Annotated in this window: 23 protein-coding genes; 16 read left to right on the top strand and 7 right to left on the bottom strand. The window is 65.3% G+C overall.

Annotation, left to right across the window (positions count from 1 at the left end):
• The 9 genes from ACX3O0_RS15100 (at position 1) to ACX3O0_RS15140 (ending at position 9,408) form a co-directional block, all read left to right on the top strand.
• Entirely contained in the window at positions 1–975 is a 975-nt protein-coding gene (locus tag ACX3O0_RS15100; RefSeq protein WP_459108266.1) for a substrate-binding domain-containing protein, read from the top strand.
• 89 nt (positions 976–1,064) lie between these two features.
• On the top strand, positions 1,065–2,816 hold the full coding sequence (locus ACX3O0_RS15105) for a dihydroxyacetone kinase family protein (RefSeq protein ID WP_459108267.1): 1,752 nt from the start codon (positions 1,065–1,067) through the stop codon (positions 2,814–2,816).
• Positions 2,813–3,283, top strand: a complete 471-nt coding sequence (locus ACX3O0_RS15110; protein WP_459108268.1) for a ribose-5-phosphate isomerase — start codon at positions 2,813–2,815, stop codon at positions 3,281–3,283. The genes ACX3O0_RS15105 and ACX3O0_RS15110 overlap by 4 nt, the downstream gene beginning before the upstream one ends.
• Before the next feature lie 21 nt (positions 3,284–3,304).
• Positions 3,305–4,093 (top strand): triose-phosphate isomerase family protein, encoded by a 789-nt coding sequence (locus ACX3O0_RS15115; RefSeq protein ID WP_459108269.1) that lies wholly within the window; start codon positions 3,305–3,307, stop codon positions 4,091–4,093.
• 49 nt (positions 4,094–4,142) lie between these two features.
• On the top strand, positions 4,143–4,949 hold the full coding sequence (locus tag ACX3O0_RS15120; RefSeq protein ID WP_459108270.1) for a DeoR/GlpR family DNA-binding transcription regulator: 807 nt from the start codon (positions 4,143–4,145) through the stop codon (positions 4,947–4,949).
• Positions 4,946–6,004: an NAD(P)-dependent alcohol dehydrogenase gene (locus ACX3O0_RS15125; RefSeq protein WP_459108271.1), complete on the top strand. Its 1,059-nt coding sequence runs from the start codon at positions 4,946–4,948 to the stop codon at positions 6,002–6,004. Before ACX3O0_RS15120 ends, ACX3O0_RS15125 begins: the two co-directional genes overlap by 4 nt.
• A gap of 29 nt (positions 6,005–6,033) precedes the next feature.
• Positions 6,034–7,485: a phytoene desaturase family protein gene (locus tag ACX3O0_RS15130; protein ID WP_459108272.1), complete on the top strand. Its 1,452-nt coding sequence runs from the start codon at positions 6,034–6,036 to the stop codon at positions 7,483–7,485.
• A gap of 9 nt (positions 7,486–7,494) precedes the next feature.
• Complete coding sequence (locus ACX3O0_RS15135; protein ID WP_459108273.1) at positions 7,495–8,928, top strand: lipase maturation factor family protein; 1,434 nt, start codon at positions 7,495–7,497, stop codon at positions 8,926–8,928.
• 18 nt (positions 8,929–8,946) lie between these two features.
• Positions 8,947–9,408 (top strand): hypothetical protein, encoded by a 462-nt coding sequence (locus tag ACX3O0_RS15140; protein WP_459108274.1) that lies wholly within the window; start codon positions 8,947–8,949, stop codon positions 9,406–9,408.
• Between the two features lie 124 nt (positions 9,409–9,532).
• On the opposite strand, the gene ACX3O0_RS15145 is transcribed toward ACX3O0_RS15140, so the two are convergent.
• Genes ACX3O0_RS15145 through ACX3O0_RS15155 form a run of 3 tightly spaced genes read right to left on the bottom strand, consistent with a single transcriptional unit; the run spans position 9,533 to position 10,559 of the window.
• Positions 9,533–9,964 (bottom strand): TA system VapC family ribonuclease toxin, encoded by a 432-nt coding sequence (locus tag ACX3O0_RS15145; protein ID WP_459108275.1) that lies wholly within the window; start codon positions 9,962–9,964, stop codon positions 9,533–9,535.
• Complete coding sequence (locus ACX3O0_RS15150) at positions 9,961–10,209, bottom strand: hypothetical protein (protein WP_459108276.1); 249 nt, start codon at positions 10,207–10,209, stop codon at positions 9,961–9,963. Before ACX3O0_RS15150 ends, ACX3O0_RS15145 begins: the two co-directional genes overlap by 4 nt.
• On the bottom strand, positions 10,206–10,559 hold the full coding sequence (locus tag ACX3O0_RS15155; protein WP_459108277.1) for a hypothetical protein: 354 nt from the start codon (positions 10,557–10,559) through the stop codon (positions 10,206–10,208). The genes ACX3O0_RS15150 and ACX3O0_RS15155 overlap by 4 nt, the downstream gene beginning before the upstream one ends.
• 140 nt (positions 10,560–10,699) lie before the next feature.
• Here ACX3O0_RS15155 and ACX3O0_RS15160 point away from each other — a divergent pair, with 140 nt between their 5' ends.
• A complete protein-coding gene (locus ACX3O0_RS15160; protein ID WP_459108278.1) occupies positions 10,700–11,050 on the top strand; it encodes an MmcQ/YjbR family DNA-binding protein in 351 nt (116 codons plus the stop codon).
• Here the strand turns inward: ACX3O0_RS15160 and ACX3O0_RS15165 are convergent, their stop codons facing one another.
• From ACX3O0_RS15165 to ACX3O0_RS15175, 3 genes are all read right to left on the bottom strand, one after another.
• Complete coding sequence (locus tag ACX3O0_RS15165) at positions 11,051–11,497, bottom strand: hypothetical protein (RefSeq protein WP_459108279.1); 447 nt, start codon at positions 11,495–11,497, stop codon at positions 11,051–11,053.
• Entirely contained in the window at positions 11,494–12,066 is a 573-nt protein-coding gene (locus tag ACX3O0_RS15170; protein ID WP_459108280.1) for a hypothetical protein, read from the bottom strand. The genes ACX3O0_RS15165 and ACX3O0_RS15170 overlap by 4 nt, the downstream gene beginning before the upstream one ends.
• 105 nt (positions 12,067–12,171) lie before the next feature.
• Positions 12,172–12,843 carry a TetR/AcrR family transcriptional regulator gene (locus tag ACX3O0_RS15175; RefSeq protein WP_459092616.1) on the bottom strand — a complete coding sequence of 224 codons (672 nt, stop codon included), beginning with the start codon at positions 12,841–12,843 and terminating at the stop codon, positions 12,172–12,174.
• A gap of 191 nt (positions 12,844–13,034) precedes the next feature.
• Here ACX3O0_RS15175 and ACX3O0_RS15180 point away from each other — a divergent pair, with 191 nt between their 5' ends.
• The 6 genes from ACX3O0_RS15180 to ACX3O0_RS15205 are packed head-to-tail and all read left to right on the top strand — an operon-like array spanning position 13,035 to position 18,752.
• Entirely contained in the window at positions 13,035–14,249 is a 1,215-nt protein-coding gene (locus ACX3O0_RS15180; RefSeq protein WP_459108281.1) for an ABC transporter substrate-binding protein, read from the top strand.
• Entirely contained in the window at positions 14,246–15,013 is a 768-nt protein-coding gene (locus ACX3O0_RS15185) for an ABC transporter ATP-binding protein (protein ID WP_459108282.1), read from the top strand. Before ACX3O0_RS15180 ends, ACX3O0_RS15185 begins: the two co-directional genes overlap by 4 nt.
• The gene (locus ACX3O0_RS15190; RefSeq protein ID WP_459092622.1) at positions 15,010–15,744 is read left to right on the top strand and encodes an ABC transporter ATP-binding protein; all 735 of its coding nucleotides are present in this window, start codon (positions 15,010–15,012) and stop codon (positions 15,742–15,744) included. The genes ACX3O0_RS15185 and ACX3O0_RS15190 overlap by 4 nt, the downstream gene beginning before the upstream one ends.
• Position 15,745: 1 nt before the next feature.
• A complete protein-coding gene (locus tag ACX3O0_RS15195) occupies positions 15,746–16,639 on the top strand; it encodes a branched-chain amino acid ABC transporter permease (protein ID WP_459092624.1) in 894 nt (297 codons plus the stop codon).
• Positions 16,639–17,712: a branched-chain amino acid ABC transporter permease gene (locus ACX3O0_RS15200; RefSeq protein ID WP_459108283.1), complete on the top strand. Its 1,074-nt coding sequence runs from the start codon at positions 16,639–16,641 to the stop codon at positions 17,710–17,712. Before ACX3O0_RS15195 ends, ACX3O0_RS15200 begins: the two co-directional genes overlap by 1 nt.
• Before the next feature lie 5 nt (positions 17,713–17,717).
• A complete protein-coding gene (locus ACX3O0_RS15205; RefSeq protein WP_459108284.1) occupies positions 17,718–18,752 on the top strand; it encodes an acetamidase/formamidase family protein in 1,035 nt (344 codons plus the stop codon).
• Between the two features lie 128 nt (positions 18,753–18,880).
• On the opposite strand, the gene ACX3O0_RS15210 is transcribed toward ACX3O0_RS15205, so the two are convergent.
• Positions 18,881–20,308, bottom strand: coding sequence for an AAA family ATPase (locus tag ACX3O0_RS15210; protein WP_459108285.1), 1,428 nt, complete (start codon positions 20,306–20,308; stop codon positions 18,881–18,883).
• Positions 20,309–20,380: the final 72 nt, after the last annotated feature.

The following is a 20,380-nucleotide window of genomic DNA, read 5'->3' on the forward strand; positions in this document are numbered from 1 at the left end:
ATGATTCGCAAAGCTGCAGCAGCACTTGCCGCTGGCGCCGTTGTCCTGGCACTAGCCGGTTGTTCGACCACCGATAACGCCGGAGCAAACGACGCTTCGACCGAGGGCGGCCTGATGACCATCATCACCAACGACCCATCCAACCCGTACTGGCTTGCAGAAGGCGAAGCAGCCAGCGGCGCGGCGGAGGAGCTCGGCTACACCACGAAGGTCGCGTCGCACGATGGCGACACCAAGAAGGAATCCGACCTCATCGACACGGCCATCACCAACAAGTCGGTGGCTGTCATCCTGGACCCGGCCGACGCGAACGGATCCGTTGGCGCCGTCAAGAAGCTGGTCGCCGCCGACATTCCGGTGTTCCTGGTGAACGCGGAGATCAACGAGGCCGGCCTCGCCCAGTCGCAGCTGGTCTCGAACAACGCTCAGGGTGCCGCCCTGGGCGCTGCCGAGTGGGTCAAACTGGTCGGAACCACCGGTGAATACGTCGAGCTGATGGGCCCGGCGTCGGACAACAACGCCGCCACCCGTTCCAACGGCTACGCATCGGTTCTCTCCCAGTACCCCGACCTGAAACTCGTCGGGCAGGAAGTCGCCGACTGGGACCAGAAGACCGGCTACGACAAGATGCAGAACCTGCTGTCGGCGCACCCCAACATTATTGGCGTGATCTCCGGCAACGACACGATGGCGCTCGGCGCGATCGCGGCAATCGAAGCGGCCGGCAAGCTCGACCAGATCAAGGTCGGCGGCTTCGATGGTGCACCGGCAGCAGCTGAGGCTGTCGCCGCCGGCACGTTGCAGTACACCGTGCTGCAGCCGGTAGCCACCTTCGCGGCCGAGGCGGTCAAGCAGGCCGACTCGTTCCTGAAGACCGGCGAGACGGGCGCCGACACCGAGAAGCAGTCGTTCGACTGCATCCTCATCACCGCGGACAACGTCGACAAGTACACGTCGTTCGCGCTGTCTGAGTAGTTAGCTGTGACCGGTTGCCACCGGGAATCTCCTGGCGGCAACCGGTCCACACCTTCCCGATACGAAGCTTCATCGCGAGAGAGCCTGTTATGACCTACCTCTACAACAACCCCGTCGAGTTCGCGGATGAGCTCATCGAGGGCTTCGTTGCGGCCAACGGGGCCTGGGTTCGTCGGGTTCAGGGCGGCGTGGTGCGCGCATCTCGCGGTCCAGCAGGAGAGGTCGCCGTCATCGTCGGTGGCGGCTCCGGCCATTACCCCGCCTTCGCCGGCCTGGTCGGACCAGGCTTCGCCCATGGTGCGGCCATGGGCAATCTCTTCGCTTCCCCATCCGCCCAGCAGGTCTACTCGGTCGCGAAGGCCGCCCACACCGGCGGCGGTGTGCTTTTCACCTACGGCAACTATGCGGGTGACGTGCTGAACTTCACCCAGGCGCAGGAGCGACTCATCGCGGAGGGCATCGACTGTCGCACCGTGGTGGTCACCGACGACATTTCCAGCGCACCGATCGCGGAAACCCACAAGCGCCGTGGCGTGGCCGGCGACTTCGCGGTGTTCAAGGCGGCTGCCGCGGCTGCCGAGGCAGGCCACGACCTGGAAGCCGTATTCGAGCTTGCGACCCGCGCCAACGAGCGCACCAGATCCTTCGGTGTCGCGTTCGGCGGCTGCACCCTTCCCGGTTCCGCAGAGCCACTCTTCACGGTGCCGGCCGGGCGCATGGCCCTTGGCATGGGTATCCACGGGGAGCCGGGCATCGGCGAGCAGGACATCCCGACAGCGGATGAGCTGGCCGAACTCTTTGTCTCATCGCTGCTGAACGAGGTGCCGGCAGCAGTGCCATCGGTCGCCGGTTCGCGAGTGGGCCTCATCCTGAATGGGCTCGGCTCGGTCAAGTACGAGGAACTCTTCGTCGTCTACCGTCGCATCGCCCAGCTCTTGACGGAGGTCGGCATCACAGTCGTCGACCCCGAGGTCGGAGAGCTTGTCACCAGCTTCCAGATGGCCGGCGCCTCGCTCACTCTTTTCTGGCTCGACGATGAGCTCGAACACACCTGGACGGCACCGGCGAGCACCCCCGCCTATCGCAAGGGCGCCATCACTGCGCAACTGCCGGAAGCAGCGGATGCCGACATCGAGTCGGAGCAGGAAACCGCGCCGGCCGCGTCGGCCGACTCCCGTGCCGCTGCCGCCGACATCCTGGCCACCATCGGCGCCATCCGCGATGTCATCGACGAGAATGTTGCCGAACTCGGCCGCCTGGATGCGATTGCCGGCGACGGTGACCACGGCATCGGGATGCAACGCGGTGCCACGGCGGCCTTAGCCGCTGCCGAGCACGCCGCCGACGCCGGGGCCGGCGCCAGAACACTTCTGGAGCGGGCTGCCGACGCCTGGGCCGACAAGGCCGGCGGAACGTCCGGGGCGCTGTGGGGTCTCGGCTTGCGCACGATCGCCGCGCAGCTCAGCGACGATGAGAAGCCGAGCGGCATGGCGGTCGCGGCCGGTATCGCGGCCGCGGCAGTCGAGGTGCAACGCTTCGGCAAAGCCGAACTCGGCGACAAGACCTTGCTCGACACGCTGATCCCGTTCAGTGAAGCACTGGGCGCCGCGCTGGCCGACGACGACCGGTTCACGGCCGCGTGGTCGAAGGCGACGGCGGTCGCGGAGTCCGCCGCCGAGGCGACCGCGGCCCTGGAGCCCAGGATCGGCCGGGCCAGGCCGCACGTCGAGCGCAGCCTCGGCACCCCAGACCCCGGAGCGGTCTCGATGGGGCTCATCATTCGCGCTGTTGACACTGAGTTCACGAGACGCCGGTTCAAGAAACAAGGAGAAGCATCATGACCAGCAAGCTGAGGATTGTCATCGGTTCCGATGATGCGGGCTACACCCACAAGGAGGCCCTCAAGGCGGACCTGCTTGCCAGTGAGCTCGTGGAGTCGGTGGAGGACGTCGGAGTGGATGCCGACGGGCACACCGCGTACCCGACGATCGCCATCACGGCGGCTGAGCTGGTTGCGGCAGGCAAGGCGGACCGCGCCCTGCTCGTGTGCGGCACCGGCCTCGGGGTGGCGATCGCCGCCAATAAGGTGGCCGGAATCCGCGCTGTGACCGCCCACGACTCCTACTCGGTCGAGCGTGCGGTGCTGAGCAACAACGCCCAGGTGCTGACCTTCGGCCAGCGGGTGGTCGGGTTGGAGCTTGCCCGCCGCCTGGCGCGGGAGTGGCTCACCTACCGCTTCGATGAGTCGAGTGCCTCGGCTGAGAAGGTGGCGATCCTGAGCGACTACGAGAAACACGACGTTGCGTAACAGCGACCGGTTGGTGATGTCATGAGCGGCCATCCCCGAACGATTCTGGGGGTCAGTCTCAAAATGTACTTCGATCACAAGCGCATGGTCGAGTGGGCGAGCCAGGTGGCCGAGATCGCACGACGTGATGACGGCATCCGCTCTGGTGAGGTTGAACTATTCATCCTGCCCAGTTTCCCGTCGCTGCCGGCAGTGCTCGAGGCCGTTGCCGGTACGCCGATCGCGGTGGGCGGCCAGGATTTGTTCTGGGAGGACCGCGGGGCGTTCACCGGTGAGGTGAGCGGTCAGGACCTGGCCGAGCTCGGTTGCCGGTATGTCGAGGTTGGCCACGCCGAGCGGCGGAAGCTGTTCGCCGAGTCTGACGAGATCGTGGCCAACAAGGTGGCCGCCGCCGTGCGCAACGGGTTGGTTCCGATCGTCTGCATCGGAGAGTCGGAGCGCGTCTCGCCAGCGGAAGCCGCCGCAGTCTGCATCGCCCAGCTCGACTCGGCCCTGTCCTTCCTGGAAACGGCACCACGGTCCGCTGGCATCGTGGTGGCCTACGAACCGGGGTGGGCGATCGGAGCGGATGCTGCAGCCACCCCCGACCACATCGGGGAGGTCTGCTCCCGCGTTCGCGAGTGGATAGCCGACCACCCGTTCGTAGAGTCGCGCGGTGTCATCTACGGGGGGAGTGCCGGCCCCGGCCTGCTCACCTCGTTGGGCGACTCGGTCGACGGCCTGTTCCTGGGGCGATTCGCCCACGACCCGGCGGCGTTGGAACAGATTCTGGCCGAGTCCCAAGCTCTCCTACCGCCGGTGGCCCGTTAGCAACTAGTACACTGGCGGCGATTTCGCGCGCTGGATGAGAGTGGGAATGATGACGACGGAACCTGCGGAAGCGCGTAGTCCCCGACAGGTCGAGCGCCAACGAGCCATCTCCGAAGCGGTGATGGCCGAGGGTGCCATTCGCATCGAGCAGCTTGCCGAGCGGTTCGAGATCAGCTTGATGACAGTGCATCGCGATCTGGACGAGTTGGAGGCGCGGGGTCTGCTCCGCAAGTCTCGCGGAGTGGCCACCGCCCAGTCGACGAGTCTCGTGGAGTCGAGCGATGTCTTTCGTCTCGGGCGTGAACTTGCCGAGAAGGCCGCGTTGGCGCAGACGGCACTGCACTACATCGAGCCGGGCCAGGCGCTGTTGCTGGATGACTCCACGACAGTGCTTCAGCTGGTCAAGCTTCTGCGGTCGAAGGCTCCGCTGACCGTCATCACCAATGTACTGACCGTGATGAACGAGCTGACCGGGGTTCGCGGGATCTCCCTGGTCGCGCTCGGCGGCAACTACTACAACTGGTGCAGCGCGTTCATGGGCAGGATGACCAATGAGGCGATCGGCCAGTTGCGGGCTGACACGTTCATCATGTCCACGGCGGCCATCACCGACGACATGTGCTTCCACCAGTCCCTGGAGACCGTGGACACCAAACGGGCGATGTTCGATGCGGCGGCGACACGCATCCTGTTGGTCGACCACACCAAGTTCGAGAAGCGCGCGCTGCACGCGGTGATGCACCTGACCGAGTTCGACCTCGTCATCGTCGACAGCCAGACCGATGAGTCGCATATCTCCCGGCTGCGTTCCCAGGGAGTGAACGTGGTTGTTGCCGGACAAGGCGGCACCAAATGACGTTGCCAGAGACGATTGTGCCGAACACGAAACTGCCAGCGACGATGCGGGCGAGCGTGCTCATCAGCCAGGGTGTTCTCGCCATCGAGCAGCGTCCGCTGCCGGTGGTCGAGAGCGACCAGGTGCTGGTGCGGGTCACCGCGGTTGGTGTCTGCGGTTCTGATGTGCACTTCTTCACGGACGGCCACCTCGGCGACTGGGTGGTCGACGAGCCGATGGTTCTCGGACACGAGTCCGGTGGGGTGATCGTTGCCGTGGGCGACCGGGTCGACCCGTCACGCATCGGGCAGCGGGTGTCGATCGAGCCACAGCGCCCGGTGCACACCTCCAGGGAATCGCTCGCCGGTCGCTACAACCTCGACCCGGGGATGCGCTTTTATGCCACCCCCGGTGTGGACGGGGCGTTCCAGGAGTATGTCGCCATCCAATCCCACTTCGCTTTCGACGTGCCGGACAGAATCAGCGATGACGCCGCTGCGCTGATGGAGCCGCTGTCGGTGGCGATCGCGACGGCGCAGAAGGCCGGGTTCACGGTCGGTTCACGGGTTCTCATCACCGGTGCCGGCCCGATCGGGATCATCACGGCGCAGGTCGCCCGAGCTTACGGGGCCAGCGAGATCATCGTGTCGGATGTCGCTGCCGAGCGTCGCGAACAGGCGCTCAGGTTCGGGGCGACACGCACGATTGATCCACTCGTCGACGACGTTGCCTCCCTGGGGCTCGGCGTCGATTCCTTCGTCGATGCGTCTGGTGCCGAGGCCGCGGTGAAGAGCGGCATCCGAGCAGTTCGGCCGGGCGGCACCGTGGTGCTGGTCGGCATGGGTGTGGCAGAGATCGCGCTGCCGATCCCGGTGATCCAGAATAACGAGCTGATCGTGACCGGTGTTTTCCGTTACGCCAACACCTGGCCGACGGCGATCACCCTGGTGGAGAGCGGCAAGGTCGATCTGGATGCACTGGTCACCGGGCACTTCGGACTGGACGATGTGGAGGGCGCGCTCAGGTCGACGGCTTCACCGTCGACCCTCAAGTCAGTGGTGAATCCGGGCCGCTGATCCCGATGCGCAGGTGACAGACTGGACCCATGGTCGACGTCACGGTCGTTGGGAGCGGTCCGAACGGACTGGCGGCGGCGGTGACCGCGGCGCGGGCTGGCCTTTCGGTGCGGGTTCTCGAGGCGGCACCGACTCTGGGCGGCGGCGTTCGCACCAGTGAACTCACCCTGCCGGGTTTCCGGCACGATGTCTGCTCCGCGGTGCACCCTGCCGCCATGGCGTCCCCCTTCTTCCAGGAGTTCGGCCTGACCGACCGGATCGAGTGGATCGTCCCCGAGGTGTCGTACGCGCATCCGCTCGATGATGGCCGGGCCGGCGTGGCCTGGCGCGACCTCGAACGCACGGCCGACGCGCTCGGCCGTGACGGACGCGCCTGGCGCCGGCTGTTCGAGCCGCTGCTGAAGCGCCTTCCCGAGATCGTCGACTTCACCGGGTCGACCCTGCTGCGGGTTCCGCCGCACCCGCTGGCGACCCTCAGCTATGGCTTGCGCACGCTGGAGCAGGGGTCGCCCCTGTGGAATGCCCGCTTCCGGGAGGATGTCGCGCCTGCCATGCTCACCGGTGTTGCTGCCCACGCGGCCGGGCGTCAGCCGTCGCTGGCGACCGCCGGCGCCGGGCTGCTGCTGGCGATGCACGCGCACGGTGGCGGGTGGGGGTTCCCGGCCGGCGGGTCGCAGGCGATCGCGGATGTGATGGTCGCCGACCTGCTGGAGCACGGTGGCAGCGTGGAGACCGGCGTGATGGTGGAGTCGCTCGCCGAGCTGGAGCCGACTCGGGTGACCCTGCTGGACACGTCGACGAAGCTGCTGTTGGACGCCGACCTCCCGTCCGGTTATCGACGGGCGCTGAAGCGGTTCCGCTACGGGTCCGGGGTGGCGAAGGTCGATTTCGCACTGTCCGGACCGGTGCCGTGGACGAACCCCGATGTGCGGCTCGCCCCAACGGTGCACCTCGGCGGCACTCGTGCGGAGATCGCGGCCGGCGAGAGTGCGGTCGCCCGCGGTCGTGTGCCGTCGCATCCGTACGTTCTGGTCACCCAGCCGAGCGTGCTGGATGCCTCGCGGGCGCCGGCCGGTCAGCATGTGTTGTGGGCGTACATCCATGTGCCGAAGGGGTCAGAGGCGGATGCGACTGAGTTGGTCACGTCGCAGGTCGAGCGGTTCGCGCCCGGCTTCCGGGACCTCATCCTGGCTAGTGCTTCCAGTTCGGCGGCGGAGCTGGCCGACTACAACCCGAACTACGTCGGCGGCGATATCTACAGTGGCGAGTTGAACCTGCGGCAGCTGATCAGGCGCCCGGTGGTGTCGCCGCAGCCGTGGCGAACACCGCTCGACGGCGTCTACTTGTGTTCGTCGGCGACGGTCCCCGGCCCGGCGGTGCACGGCATGAACGGCTGGTACGCGGCGACGCTCGCGCTACGCGAGAAATTCGGCATCACCACCCCGATTCCGCTGGGTGCGGAAGGTGACCCCCGGGCGTAACTTCAAGGCGTGGAGTGGTTCAACGCGCACGACTACGAGTTCGCCAGGGTGGTGCTGCAACGCGGCGTCGCCTTGATGTTCCTGGTCGCGTTCGCGTCGACGGCCACCCAGTTCCGTGCGCTGTTGGGGGAGCACGGCCTGCTGCCCGCGCCAGAGTTGCTGCGGCACGCGAAGTTCCTGCGTGGGCCGACGCTGTTCCGCTGGAAGTACAGCGACCCCCTTCTGCTCACGGTGTGTTTCGTCGGGATGGCGCTCGCGGCACCCGTCATTCTGGGCCTGCCGCAGTCGGGGCCGCCCTGGGTACCGATGCTGGTGTTCCTGGCCATGTGGCTGCTGTACATGTCGATCGTGAATATCGGCCAGACGTTCTACGGGTTCGGCTGGGAGATGCTGCTGCTGGAGGCCGGGTTCACCGTCGCTTTCCTTGGGTCGGATGCTGTGGCGCCGCCGATCACGATCCTGATCCTGACGGCATGGCTGGTGTTCCGGCTGGAGTTCGGGGCCGGGATGATCAAGATCAGGGGCGACCGGTCGTGGCGCGACCTGACCGCGTTGTTCTATCACCATGAGACGCAGCCGATGCCGAACCCGGTGAGCCGCTTCGCTCATCTGCTGCCGAAGCCGGTGCACCGATTCGAGGTGGTGGGCAACCATTTCGCGCAACTGGTGGTGCCGTTCCTGCTGTTCGCCCCGCAACCGGTGGCATCCGCTGCCGCTGCGGTGATCATCCTGACTCAGCTGTGGCTGGTGGTCACCGGCAACTTCGCCTGGCTGAATTGGATCACCATCGTGCTGGCGTTCAGCCGCATCAGCGACCCGGTCGCGCATTGGGCGCTGCCGTTCATCCCGCTCGATTGGGGTGCCGGCGACAACCCGGTGTGGTGGATGGTGCCGGTGATCGCCGTGTCGCTGCTGCTGGTGGGGCTCAGCGTGCAGCCGGTGCGGAACCTGTTCTCGAGGCACCAGTTGATGAATGCGTCGTTCAACCGGTGGCAGTTGGTGAACGCGTACGGCGCGTTCGGGAGTGTGACGAAGCAGCGGTACGAGGTGATTGTTGAGGGAACCCTGGATGCGTCGCCGTCCGATTCTGCGGATTGGCGGGAGTACGAGTTCAAGGGCAAGCCGGGTGACCCGGCGCGGGTGCCCCGGCAGTTCGCCCCGTACCACCTGCGGCTGGACTGGCTGATGTGGTTCCTGCCGCTGGGGTCGGTGCACGAGGAGTGGTTTTATGCGTTCCTCGGCAAGCTGCTGGAGGCGGATACCCGGACGCTTCGGCTTCTGCGGGTGGACCCCTTCGACGGGGAACCTCCCCGTTGGGTGCGCGCGAGTCTCTTCTTCTACCGTTTCTCAACCCGTGCGGAGCGTCGCGAGACGGGTCTCTGGTGGATGCGGGAGCGGGTGCGGGTTGCGATTCCGCCGGTCTCCCTGCCGCCGGACCGCTAGCGCGCTTACCCTCTCCCCATGGAGACTTTCGCGAAGCATGTCGGTACCTGGCAGGGGTCAAACGATTTCCGGTTGATGCCGTCCGACCCGTTCCATTCCGCGCCGGCCGGGGCCACGCTGCTCCGGGCTGCCGGCGGCAACCTGGCGTCGATCACCTACAACTGGGCGCATCCGGATGATGGCGAGCAGAGCGGGCAGCTGGTTGTCGGGCCGGGGGAGGAGGACGGCACTGTGGTGGCGTTCTGGGGTGACTCCTGGCACCAGCATCCGTCGCCTCGCACGCTGCTCGGCACCGTCGAGAACGGGGTGGTCATTGTCGGCTACGAGTATGCGGACGGCTGGTCGTGGAACGTGACCGTGGACGTGTCAGATGAGGCTGTGCTGCTACTTCGGATGGACAACGTCGTTCCCGAGAGTGCGGGCAACGCCGACTTCGCCGGGGGTGCTTACCCCGCAATGCTCATGTCGCTCACCCGTTGAGGCTCCTGTGGATTGAGTAGCTCGCGAAGGTCATGTCGCTCACCCGCCGAGGCCCCTGTGGGTTGAGTAGCTCGCGAAGCGAGCGTATCGAAACCTCCACGGGTAACTTCGCAGTTCCGCGGCGTTACTTCGCCAGCGGGTCGAACCAACGGAGCCCGTCGAACCGGGCGAATCCGGCATCGTGGGTAGCAAGCTTCAGACCGTGGGAGATCGCGAGGGCAGCAAGGTGCACGTCTGGCACATCGTTCGCTGAGAATTCGCCGCTCCGATACAGGTCGGCCGCTATAGACCCATGTTGCGGCGTGGGCACGGGAACCCAGGTGTTGGGCATCCGGAGCCAAGCCTCAACCTGATCCCAAGCTTGGCGCGCAGTCGACGGGTTCGGAAAAATACGCTTATTGCTTACGATGCGCGTGAATGCATTGAGCGATTCCCAAGGCAACGCCAATCGCTGGTCGCCCGCCAGCTGAACGTCGAGCCAGCGGAGGCATTGTTCGTGTTCCGGCGCCGCCGATTGATAAGCGTAGATGAGTAGGTTGGCGTCGACGAGAATCATCGATAGCGCTCACCCTCTGCCTCTGCGATGGCGGCTGACGTGTCTGTTATGTCGATAAGCGGCTCGCCGAGGTTGCGGGGCGTGGTTGGCGACTTGAATGGATGATCGCCCGGGGTGCGGGAGAGTTCTCTCAACCCAATACGCAGCGCGTCGTTCAATACTTGTTTGAAGCGTCGCCCTTCCGCAGCGCGTACGCGTTCAATCTCGGCCGCGACATCCGGATCCAGCGTCACAGTGGTTCTCATCCCTCCAGAGTATGCCGAAATGATGCCTTGATGCCTTTTCTTTTCAGCGAGAGGGGGATGTCGCGAAACTTCGGCGCTACGCGCTCGTGCGTTTCCAGCAACGCCAGGCTCCCCAACGTGGCCCAACAGGAGGTGTTACGTCGGATCGTCTGCCTCCACGCATCAATAGCGTCGAGACGGGCGTGTAGCTGCGCCGTTTTGACCGCTTCCCGATTCGCTTCGTCGAGGATCTCATCCATCGCGACCATGACTTCGCCCAACGTGATCTCGTCCAGGTGAGAGAACAGCCGCTTTATGAAATTCAGCTCCCACGTCGTGGGGATTGTCGACGCACCGTATGACGAACTCATAGATCCACTGTGGTCCTCGCGGTAACTTCACTGTCTGAGGCCTGGATCATCTGTGGGAAGCTGGTCGTGGGTCAAGACTTGAGGGAGTGGCGGGCCTTGTGCACCCACAGTTGTCGCCGCGCATCACTAGAATCCACAGCGTGACCCCGGATGATTTGCTTGAGTTCTGCCTGTCGCTCCCGCAGGCGGAGGAGTCGTTCCCGTTCGGCGAGGAGACCTCCGTCTTCAAGACGACCGGAAACGGCAAGATCTTCGCGCTGACCTCGCTGGGGGCCCGACCGCTCGCGGTGTCGGTGAAAGTCGACCCGGAGGAGAGCCTGGCGCTGCAGACGGAGTACACGCAGATCACGCCCGGCTACCACCTGAACAAGAGGCATTGGGTGACGATCATCCTGGATGGCGGTGTGCCGGATGCGTTGGTCGAAGAGCTGATCCGGGGCAGTCACGCGCTGGTGGCCCCACGCATCCGCTCGCCACGCAAGCCCGCGTAGTCAGTCTGCCGAAGGCCGCCTAGGGTCGGGGGTCGTAATGACTATGGTGGCGCCGAACCCGTCGGCGCTGCGTTCCCAGACGATCGCGTAGTGCTTCCAGATCGCACGCTTCTCGCCGGAAGTATCCGCCTGTTCCGTTTGCCTGACGAGGTGAGCGGGTGCATCCAGCGCTTCAAGCAGGCACCGGATGTCGCGCTCGGCGTCGTTCGCGGTTTCCGGCTCCTGCGCGAAGACGATGCGGCTCCCATCACGCGGGATGGTCTCCCACGCACGGTAGCCGATGTTGCAGGCTACGGACTGGTGTGCCAATGGGGTGAGGGCGGGACGAGCGCCGACCGCGATCCCGGGAAACATGATGGTTACCGCCACCGTGCCTAACATGCCGAGGGCGAGCCCGAGGATGCCGAAGAGCACTCGGTTGGTTGCGACACCGCCGGAGGCGGTCAACTGCTGGTGTCCCTCGAATTCTCGCGGGCATCGAGTTGCTTGGAATCGTGGTTGCGTTCCCAGCTGCGTTGGAGGCGCACCTCGTGTTGAGCGCAGGCGAGACAGTTGCACGGGACCTCGTGCGGCCCGGGTAGAAAGGCGACGCGCGGCAGGTGCTCGTAGCCGACGTAGTCGCGAAAGCTATAGCGCGGGCCGGTGCCGCGCACACCCTTCCCGTCGGAGAGGAACACCCCGAGCATCTCATAGTCGATCAGCTCGGGTGCAAGTCGGAGCGTCTTGACGAGGTGTTCGAATTCGGCGTCGAATTCGCCGACGAGACCGGTGTCGAGCTGGGCGAGCGCGTAGTAGGTGACGCGCCCCAGACTGTGCGCGTCAAGCGCCTTCACCACGTCGAGAATGCGGTCCTCGATGGGGGTGGATGCTTCGTCGCCGACTTCTTCCACGTAGAGGTTTCGCAGATTCTCGTCCATGGCGAGCACCCAGGTTCCCTGCCGTCTCTTGGCGGTGCGCCTCACGAAAATCTTGGGCGCGAAGAGTTCGAACAGGTCGTAGCCGGCTTCAATGATCATCTTCCGAGGCTAAGAACTGCCCGGGGCAGCAGGCTGGTGCCTACGGGAACCGGGGAGAAACCACCCGCTTCAGCAGCCTGTGGAGGACGTGATGCGTGGACGAGCCTACTTCAGGCCAGTTGCCCGATTCTCGATCGAGTCGAGCAGTAGTTCGACGCTGAACAGGAACGCGCTCTCGGTGTCCGGGTAGATGGTGCGAGCCGCCGCGGCCGCGCTCGGGAACTGGGTCGGGTTCAGCGCCGAATACTTGCGACGCTGTTCGTCGCGCAGCGCCTCGGTGGTGAGCCACGGTGAGAAGGCTGCGACCAGGCCGTTGCCCACAGTGTGGTTGTAGATGGTCTGGTGGAACAGCCCTAACTCGTCATCCGATACCCCGGCACGCTTCAGCTCGCGGATGGTCCACTCGGTCAGGTGGAAGAGCCTGGGCTCGTCGTCTGGCTGGCCGGCCATCGCCTGCGACAGCCCTTCGTTGTCGCGGTAGATCAGCCACCAGGCGTACATCAGGTTGCGAAGGTTTTCACGCCAGCTGCGGTGCGGGTCAGGCTCCGGGATGGCAACAAAGAGCTCATCGATCAGTGCGGTGAGTAGCTCGGCCTTGTTCCGGAAGTGCCGGTACATCGCTGTGGCGTCGGCGCCCAGTTCCTGGCCGAGCCGCCGCAGGGTGAGGGAGGCCAGGCCATCCTGGTGGAAGATCTCGCGCGACTTCTCGAGGATCATCTCGCGGTCGAGGTGGGCGTGGCGGCGGCCACTGGATGAGGGCGCGGGGTCTCCGTTCACGTCGCCTCCACTCATCTCCGTCGATATGCCACTCCATACTGCCAGTTCCGCTGTGGATGACCTTATCAGTGCAGTTGTCAACATAGTTGACATAAGCGTTGACGTCTGGGACGCTATCGGGCAACGGTCCTGCCGCTGCGCGCATCAAAGGTGTGCGCGTGCCTGCGCCGCGGGCCTCAAAGAGGAGAGTCATGCACAAGAAAGTCCTGGGCATTGCCACTGCCGCGCTGGTCGCGGTCAGCCTTGCCGGCTGTGGGGCAGACCTGTCTGCCGACAACGGGAAGGGTCCAGCCGCGAACGTCAGCGGCGACGAGATCATCATCGGCGCATCCCTGTGCCTCACCGGAATCCAGTCCCCACTGGATGAGCCGATCCTCCGCGGCGCACAACTTGCCGTTGATGAGATCAACGCCGCCGGCGGAGTGCTCGGTAAGCCGCTGAAGCTCGTCAACCTCGACGGCAAGAGCGACCCGGTCACGGTCGGCAACAACGCCGAGCAGCTGGTCGGGGAGGGCGCTTCCGCCATCATCACGCCAGCCGACTTCGACTTCGGTGGTCCGGCCAGCCGCGCCGCGCAGTCTGCCGGCATCGTCGGAATCTCGCCCGGTGCGTCCTCGCCCCTGTTCGGCTCCGACACACTCGGCGACAAGCAGTTCACGCTGTCGATGTGGAACACCACCATGGGTGCGGCCGCAGCCGAGTGGTCGTACAACGAGCTGGGACTGAAGAACGCGTACGTCGTCACGGACACGTTCATCGACTACACCACCTCGCTCAGTGAGTACTTCATCGAGTCGATGGAAGAGCTCGGCGGCACCATCGTCGGCCAGGACACCTACACGCAGGGTGACCAGGATTTCTCGGCTCAACTGCAGCGACTGAAGTCGACGGGATCGGAGGCCGATGTCATCTTCGTGTCGTCCTACATGCCCGACCTGGCGCTGATCATCCGCGACATCCGTGCTGCCGGTATCGACACCCCGATCCTGGGTGGAGACTCCTATGACGACCCCGAGTTGGCCAAGGTTCTCGGTGCCGACTTCGGTGACGACATCACCTACGCGACGCACAGTTTCCTCAGCGAGGAGGCCAGCCCGCTGGTGACCGACTTCATGGCGCTGTACAACGATGCTCACGGTGAAGACCCCGACACGGCTCTGGTGGTGAACGGCTACGACACCGTGAACATCCTCGCGCAGGCGATGGAGGAAGCCGGAACCACGGATGGCGCAGCTGTCGCCGAGCAGATGACGAAGATGACCTTCGACCTGCTCACCGGCCAGCTCAAGTGGTCGTCGGCTGACACCGGCCACGAGCCGCAGAAGGAAGCCGCGATCGTCTCCCTCGTCAAGGGTGAGCCGAAGTTCAACCGTTGGCTGAAGCCGGAGTGGGCTCCCGCTCCATGAGTGAAACCGTGAACAGCGAGAGGCTCACCGCCGAAGGCATCGTGATGAACTTTGCCGGGCTTCGGGCGCTCGATCAGGTGAGCCTCTCGCTGGGCAGGAACGAGATCGTCGGATTGATCGGGCCCAACGGTTCCGGCAAGACGACCCTCGTCAACGTGATCTCGGGGGCGTTGAAGCCGGCCGCCGGAAGCGTGAAGATCGACGGCAAGGAGGTGACCGGGTTCGCGCCACACCTGGTGGCGCGCGCCGGCCTGGTTCGCTCCTTCCAGTCGGTTCGCCTGTTTGCGACCATGACCGTCTTCGAGAACGTCCAGCTGGGCGCTCTCGGAGCCGGTCACGGCGCGCGCAAGGCAGCGACGATAGCCAACGACCTCATCCGCCTGTTCGAGATCGAACACCTCAGCGACGTGCTCACCGAGTCGCTGTCGTACGGCCAGGAGAGGATCGTCGAGATCCTGCGGTCGCTGGCCACCGGATGCAAGTACCTGCTGCTCGATGAGCCCGCCGCCGGGCTCAACGAGGAGGAGAGCGAGCGCCTGCTCGGCCAGTTGAGCACCATCCCGGAGAAGTTCGGATGCGGCCTGCTCATCATCGACCACGACATGAACCTGATCATGCGTCTGTGCCACCGCCTGCATGTGCTCAACCAGGGCAAGACCATTTCTGAGGGGACCGCCGACCACGTCCGCGCCGACCCCGTGGTGGTTGAGGCCTATCTGGGCAGCCAGGCGAACGCCGGAACCGAGAAGACGGAAACCCTATGAGTCTGCTCGAACTGACCGACCTCAGTGTGAGGTACGGCGCGATTGCCGCCGTCAACAACCTGCACCTGCGGGTGGCGGATGGCGAGCTGGTCGCCCTGGTCGGCTCCAATGGTGCCGGCAAGTCGACCACCCTGGCCGCCATCGCGGGAGTCAACAGGCCGGCATCCGGAACCATCGTCTTCGACGGCACCCCGATTCACGGCAAGCGCAGCGCCGACATCGCTCGCCGCGGCGTCTCCCTTGTGCCGGAGGACCGCGGGATCTTCCCCAGCCTCACCATCGAGGAGAACCTGCGCCTCGGCGCCTACTTGTTGCGAGACAAAAACTCTGTGGGCGAGGAGCTGGAGCGCGCCTTCGAGCGTTTCCCGATCCTGAAGGAGCGCAGGTCGCAGGGCGCCGGAACGCTGTCCGGCGGTGAGCAACAGCAGCTGGCGATCGCCCGCGCTCTGGTGTCCCGACCCCGCCTGCTCATGCTCGACGAGCCGTCTCTTGGCCTGTCCCCGACGCTGGTCGACCGCATGTTCGAGATCATCCAGCAGCTGCACGCCGAAGGCGTGACCATCCTGCTGGTCGAGCAGAACGTGACCCGCGCTCTCGATATCGCCGACCGCGCGTATCTGCTGACCACCGGCAACCTGTCGGCATCCGGCACCCCCCAGGAAATCAAGGAATCGATCGATATCGCGTCCGCCTACCTCGGTGGCGTTCGCGTGACCGGAACGGAGGAGTGAGATGAACGACGTTCTTCAATACCTTCTGAACTCCCTGAGCCTGGGCAGCATGTATGCGCTGATCGCGCTCGGCCTCATCATCATTTTCGGGATCCTGAAGCTCGTGAACTTCGCCTACGGCGAGCTGATCATGGTCGCCGGGTACACCTGGTTCGTGCTGCAGGGCGGCATTCTGCCGCTCGTCGTAATCGTGGTGGTGATGATCGTCGCCGCCGCACTCGCCAGTGTCGCGACCGAGCGGATCGCGTTCCGGCCGGTGAGGTCGAACTCGCTCAACGCCATGCTGGTGACGTCGTTCGCAGTGAGCACGCTGCTGCAGAACTCTGCGTTGCTGTTCGTGTCGCCGCGAGCCCGCGCGGTCCAGGTGCCTGGCTTCTTCCACACCTCCCTCGACCTGGGCGGGCTGCGGATCTCCGTCTCTGACCTCATCGTCATCGGTGTGAGCGCGCTCACCCTGTTCGCATTGCTGCTGATCATGCAGAAGACCCGGTTGGGCGTGACGCTGCGGGCAGCGGCGGACGACTTCCGGATGCTTCAACTCCTCGGTACGCGGGCCGACAAGGTCATCGTGTCCGCGTTCGCCATCAGTGGTGTGCTGGCCGGCATCGTCGGGTTCCTCTGGATAAGCCGCATCGGTTCGGTCTCGCCGACGGTCGGCATGACGCCGCTGCTGATCGCGCTGATCGCGATTGTGGTCGGTGGAATGAATAGCCTGTCCGGCGCCATCGTCGGCGGGTACTTCCTGGGCGCGATCACTGTCGGCCTGCAACTGGTGTTGCCGCAGGAGGCGCTCGCCTTCCGCGACGCGCTGATCTTCGCCATCGTCATCCTGGTCCTGGTCTTCCGGCCGCAGGGAATCATCAAGGGTCGTTTCGCGACAGAAAGAATTGGCTGATGAAGATGCCCTCCGTCATGGTCAGAGGTCGCAAATTCCTTCCTCTCGGCGTGATCCTCGTCGTCTTCGGAGTGATCGCGATCATCGCCTCCGCGCTCGGCATCCCGCTGGTGGACCGTCTGGCCACCGTGATGTTCATCAACCTCATCATGGTGTTGGGGCTGCAGATCTTCATGGGCAACTCCGGGTTGCTCTCCTTCGCTCACGTGGGGTTCATGGGTATCGGCGCCTACGCATCCGCGCTGTTCTCCATCCCGGTCGCATCGAAGGCGATGTCGCTGCCCGACCTGTACCCGGTGCTGGCCGGCATCGAGATGGGTTTCGTTCCGGCGATGTTCTGCGGTGCGGCGATTGCGGCGGTCTTTGCTGCCGTGGTTGGGTACCCGCTGATGCGGTTGTCGGACTCGGCTGCAGCGATCGCCTCTTTCGCCCTGCTGGTGATCGTGCACGTGGTGCTCTCGCAGTGGAGTGCCGTCACCAATGGGCCGCGCACGCTGTTCGGCCTGCTGAAGTACACCGACCTGTGGACGGCCGTCACCTGGGCGCTCATCGTCGTGGTGATTGCGTACCTGTTCAAGGAGTCGTCGCTCGGCATGAAGTTGCGGGCGTCCCGCGATAACGTGCACGCGGCATCCGCTATCGGCATCAATGTGATTCGTGCGCGCTGGCTCTCGTTCATCCTCTCCGCGTTCATCTGCGGCATGGCCGGTGCGCTGTGGGCACACTTCATCACCTCGTTCCAACCGAACGCGTTCTACCTGACGCAGACCTTCGTCGTGCTGACGATGCTGATCGTCGGCGGACCGCGCACCGTGACCGGGGTGGCGCTCGGTGTGCTGCTGGTGACGACAGTGCACGAGGGCCTGCGTTACGTGGAGAACGCGATCAGCCTCGACGGTACGCTGCCGTTCGACACGATCGGCATGACCGAGATCCTGCTGGCAATCCTGCTCATCCTGATGTTGGCGTTCCGGCCGGGAGGGCTGGTTCAGACGAAGGAACTCTTCTCCAGCGCGAAACGTAAGCGGGCAGCATCCGCCGCCGAATCCAATGAGTTGACCAGAAAGGCCTGACATCCATGGAAACCTTCAACTTCGATGTCCCGGATGACACTGACCTGTCGACCCTCGTCTACACCTTTGGTGGTGCCGAGCCTGTCGCCCAGTTGAGGCCGGGAACCCTCGTCAACACGTCGACGCTGGACTGCTTTGCCGGGATGGTCACCTCGCCCGATGTGAAACCGTCGGCTGTGCTCGATCCGCGGTACCTGAACCCGCAGACCGGCCCGTTCTACATTGAGGGGGCGGAGCCGGGCGACACCCTCGCGGTGCACTTCGTCTCGATAGAGCCGCGCTTCGACTGGGGTGTCAGCACCACCGTCGAGTACTTCGGTTCGCTCACCGGCACGCACGACACGGCGCTCCTGAACGCGCCGCTGCCGGAGCAGACCTGGTTCTACGAACTGGATGCTGCTACCCGGCAGGTGCATTACCACGCACGTGACAGCGACTTGAGCCTGGCACTGCCGCTCGACCCGATGCACGGCACCGTCGGTGTCGCGCCGGCGCTGGGCGAGGTGCGTTCGGCGCTGGCTCCGGGCAACTGGGGCGGCAACATGGACACACCTGAGATGCGAGCCTCCACCACCTGCTACCTCGGGGTGAACGTTCCGGGGGCGCTGTTCAGCCTCGGCGACGGGCACGCCCGCCAGGGCGAGGGCGAGACCTGTGGTGTTGCGGTGGAGTGCTCGATGAACACCTCGTTCATCGTGGAACTGATCAAGGGCGGCAGCCCGACCGCATGGCCGCGCATCGAAACCGACGAGTACCTGATCACGACCGGGTCGACCAAGCCGCTGGAGGACGCGTTCCGCATCGCCAACGTCGAGATGGTCACCTGGGTGTCGGAGCTGTTGGGACTGAGCACGATGGATGCCTACCAGCTGGTTTCGCAGATCAACCTCAGCCCGGTCGCCAACGTGGTGGATACGGTCTACACGATGGTCTGCAAGGTTCCAAAGGCACTGCTCGGTGAGACCGCTCTGGCCGCCTACGGTGGCGCGCACGCGTCGCTGCGCCGGCAGGCCGAGGTCTGGAAATCATCTGTGAGTTGAGGGTCTGGAAACTCTCTGTGGGTTGAGGGTCTGGAACGCTCTCTCTGGGTTGAGGATGTGGACCCTCTCTGTGGGTTGAGTAGGTCGCGAAGCGACCGTATCGAAACCGCCACCAGTATGGCGTGCCCTCAGTGCGCCCCGCCGACCCAGCCGAACGACTCGCCTTCGCCCGGGCCGCCCGGTTCCGTGGCCCCGCCAACCCCGAGCAGACTCCGCGTCAGCGTCGCCCCTGCAGACAGCAACTCATCGAGGGCAACCTCGAGGTCGGCATCCGTCACCGCCCGGTCATCTCGTGCGGCGGCCAGCACCGTCCGACGCATCAGCTCCTTCGCGAACGACCCGGTGACACCCTCCGCGCGGTCTGCGGCGTCGCGGACGGCGGCATCCGTCAACCCCAGCCCGGTGGCGTAGAGGGCGAACATCCGTCGCCGGGCGTCCTGGTCGGGTAGCGGGATCTCGACTGCGAGGTCGACACGCCCTGGCCGGGCGGCGAGCGCCGGCTCGAGCAGGTCGGCGCGGTTGGTGGTGAGGATGAACGCCACATCGGCGTCGCCGTCCAGCCCGTCGAGGGCGTCGAGCACCGCGAACAGCAGCGGTTGCGGGCCGCCGTGCATTCCGCGTTCGTGGGCAACCAGGTCGACGTCTTCGAGCACGACGATGGCCGGCTGCATGGCACGGGCCAGCTCCGCCGCCTCGGTGATGAAGCGGATGCTGGTGCCGGTCAGTAGCACGGCGGTCACGTTCTCGGTGCGGCTGAGCAGGTGGCGCACAGTGAGGGTCTTGCCAGTTCCGGGCGGGCCGTACAGCAGTACGCCCCGCTTGAGGTGCTGGCCGGCGTCGGTGAGCCGCTTGCGCTGGCTGCCGATGTCGACGACGTGCGCGGTGATCCGCTCGAGCACGCCAGGGCCGAGCACGATGCTGCCGGAGTCGACCTGCGGCCGTGGCACGAAGGTGGCGCCGGCGGCGCCGTGGGAGAACTCGTCCGCAGTGAAGGTGAGCACTTTGCCGCGCAGCACGCTGTGAGCCAGCATGAGCCGCCCCACCTCGGCGAGCACCCGTGCGCTGAGCTCGGTGTCGGCGCTGAGCACCTCGAGAGCGGCGGTGTCCCGACCGAACTGTCGCGCAGCCGCACGTTGCAACACCGCGACCGGCTGGCCATCAAAGCGGAACAGGCGGATGCCGTGGGCGATCACCCGGCGCCGGCTGTCCGGCCCGGTGTCCACGGTCACGTAGTCGACGGGTGCTGGCGCGAACGGCATGTGCGGGTGCATGAGCAGCTGCGGAAAGTCCTCGTGGTACCGCTGCTGCCCACCGCTCGCGCCGATCAACCGCGAGTCGTCGCCCGCCAGCATTTCCAGTGCGATGTCGGCGTCGACCAGCCGGTGTGGGGCGATCGATTCGCTGACGACCGGCAGCTCGGTGACCGATGCGCCCAGGTGCTCTTGCACAATGGTGCCGAGCGGCGTGACCTCGGCCGGGCGCATCCGCTGTTGCTGGATGACCTCCTCCAGGAATAGCCGGAACGTTTCGACGAACTGCTGCTGGCTGGCATCCATGGCTGAAGCCTAGGGGTGAGGCGGCGTCCTGCGGGTTGAGTGGGCCCGCCAGGGCCGTATCGAAACCGCCAC

The organism is Homoserinimonas sp. A447 (assembly GCF_054489325.1).

Bases quoted from the DNA above. Each gene is read 5' to 3' on its own strand.
- ACX3O0_RS15100 (WP_459108266.1), top strand. From the start codon at position 1: ATGATTCGCAAAGCTGCAGCAGCACTTGCCGCTGGCGCCGTTGTCCTG.
- ACX3O0_RS15105 (WP_459108267.1), top strand. From the start codon at position 1,065: ATGACCTACCTCTACAACAACCCCGTCGAGTTCGCGGATGAGCTCATC.
- ACX3O0_RS15110 (WP_459108268.1), top strand. From the start codon at position 2,813: ATGACCAGCAAGCTGAGGATTGTCATCGGTTCCGATGATGCGGGCTAC.
- ACX3O0_RS15115 (WP_459108269.1), top strand. From the start codon at position 3,305: ATGAGCGGCCATCCCCGAACGATTCTGGGGGTCAGTCTCAAAATGTAC.
- ACX3O0_RS15120 (WP_459108270.1), top strand. From the start codon at position 4,143: ATGACGACGGAACCTGCGGAAGCGCGTAGTCCCCGACAGGTCGAGCGC.
- ACX3O0_RS15125 (WP_459108271.1), top strand. From the start codon at position 4,946: ATGACGTTGCCAGAGACGATTGTGCCGAACACGAAACTGCCAGCGACG.
- ACX3O0_RS15130 (WP_459108272.1), top strand. From the start codon at position 6,034: ATGGTCGACGTCACGGTCGTTGGGAGCGGTCCGAACGGACTGGCGGCG.
- ACX3O0_RS15140 (WP_459108274.1), top strand. From the start codon at position 8,947: ATGGAGACTTTCGCGAAGCATGTCGGTACCTGGCAGGGGTCAAACGAT.
- ACX3O0_RS15145 (WP_459108275.1), bottom strand. From the start codon at position 9,964: ATGATTCTCGTCGACGCCAACCTACTCATCTACGCTTATCAATCGGCG.
- ACX3O0_RS15150 (WP_459108276.1), bottom strand. From the start codon at position 10,209: ATGAGAACCACTGTGACGCTGGATCCGGATGTCGCGGCCGAGATTGAA.
- ACX3O0_RS15155 (WP_459108277.1), bottom strand. From the start codon at position 10,559: ATGAGTTCGTCATACGGTGCGTCGACAATCCCCACGACGTGGGAGCTG.
- ACX3O0_RS15170 (WP_459108280.1), bottom strand. From the start codon at position 12,066: ATGATCATTGAAGCCGGCTACGACCTGTTCGAACTCTTCGCGCCCAAG.
- ACX3O0_RS15180 (WP_459108281.1), top strand. From the start codon at position 13,035: ATGCACAAGAAAGTCCTGGGCATTGCCACTGCCGCGCTGGTCGCGGTC.
- ACX3O0_RS15185 (WP_459108282.1), top strand. From the start codon at position 14,246: ATGAGTGAAACCGTGAACAGCGAGAGGCTCACCGCCGAAGGCATCGTG.
- ACX3O0_RS15190 (WP_459092622.1), top strand. From the start codon at position 15,010: ATGAGTCTGCTCGAACTGACCGACCTCAGTGTGAGGTACGGCGCGATT.
- ACX3O0_RS15195 (WP_459092624.1), top strand. From the start codon at position 15,746: ATGAACGACGTTCTTCAATACCTTCTGAACTCCCTGAGCCTGGGCAGC.
- ACX3O0_RS15200 (WP_459108283.1), top strand. From the start codon at position 16,639: ATGAAGATGCCCTCCGTCATGGTCAGAGGTCGCAAATTCCTTCCTCTC.
- ACX3O0_RS15205 (WP_459108284.1), top strand. From the start codon at position 17,718: ATGGAAACCTTCAACTTCGATGTCCCGGATGACACTGACCTGTCGACC.
- ACX3O0_RS15210 (WP_459108285.1), bottom strand. From the start codon at position 20,308: ATGGATGCCAGCCAGCAGCAGTTCGTCGAAACGTTCCGGCTATTCCTG.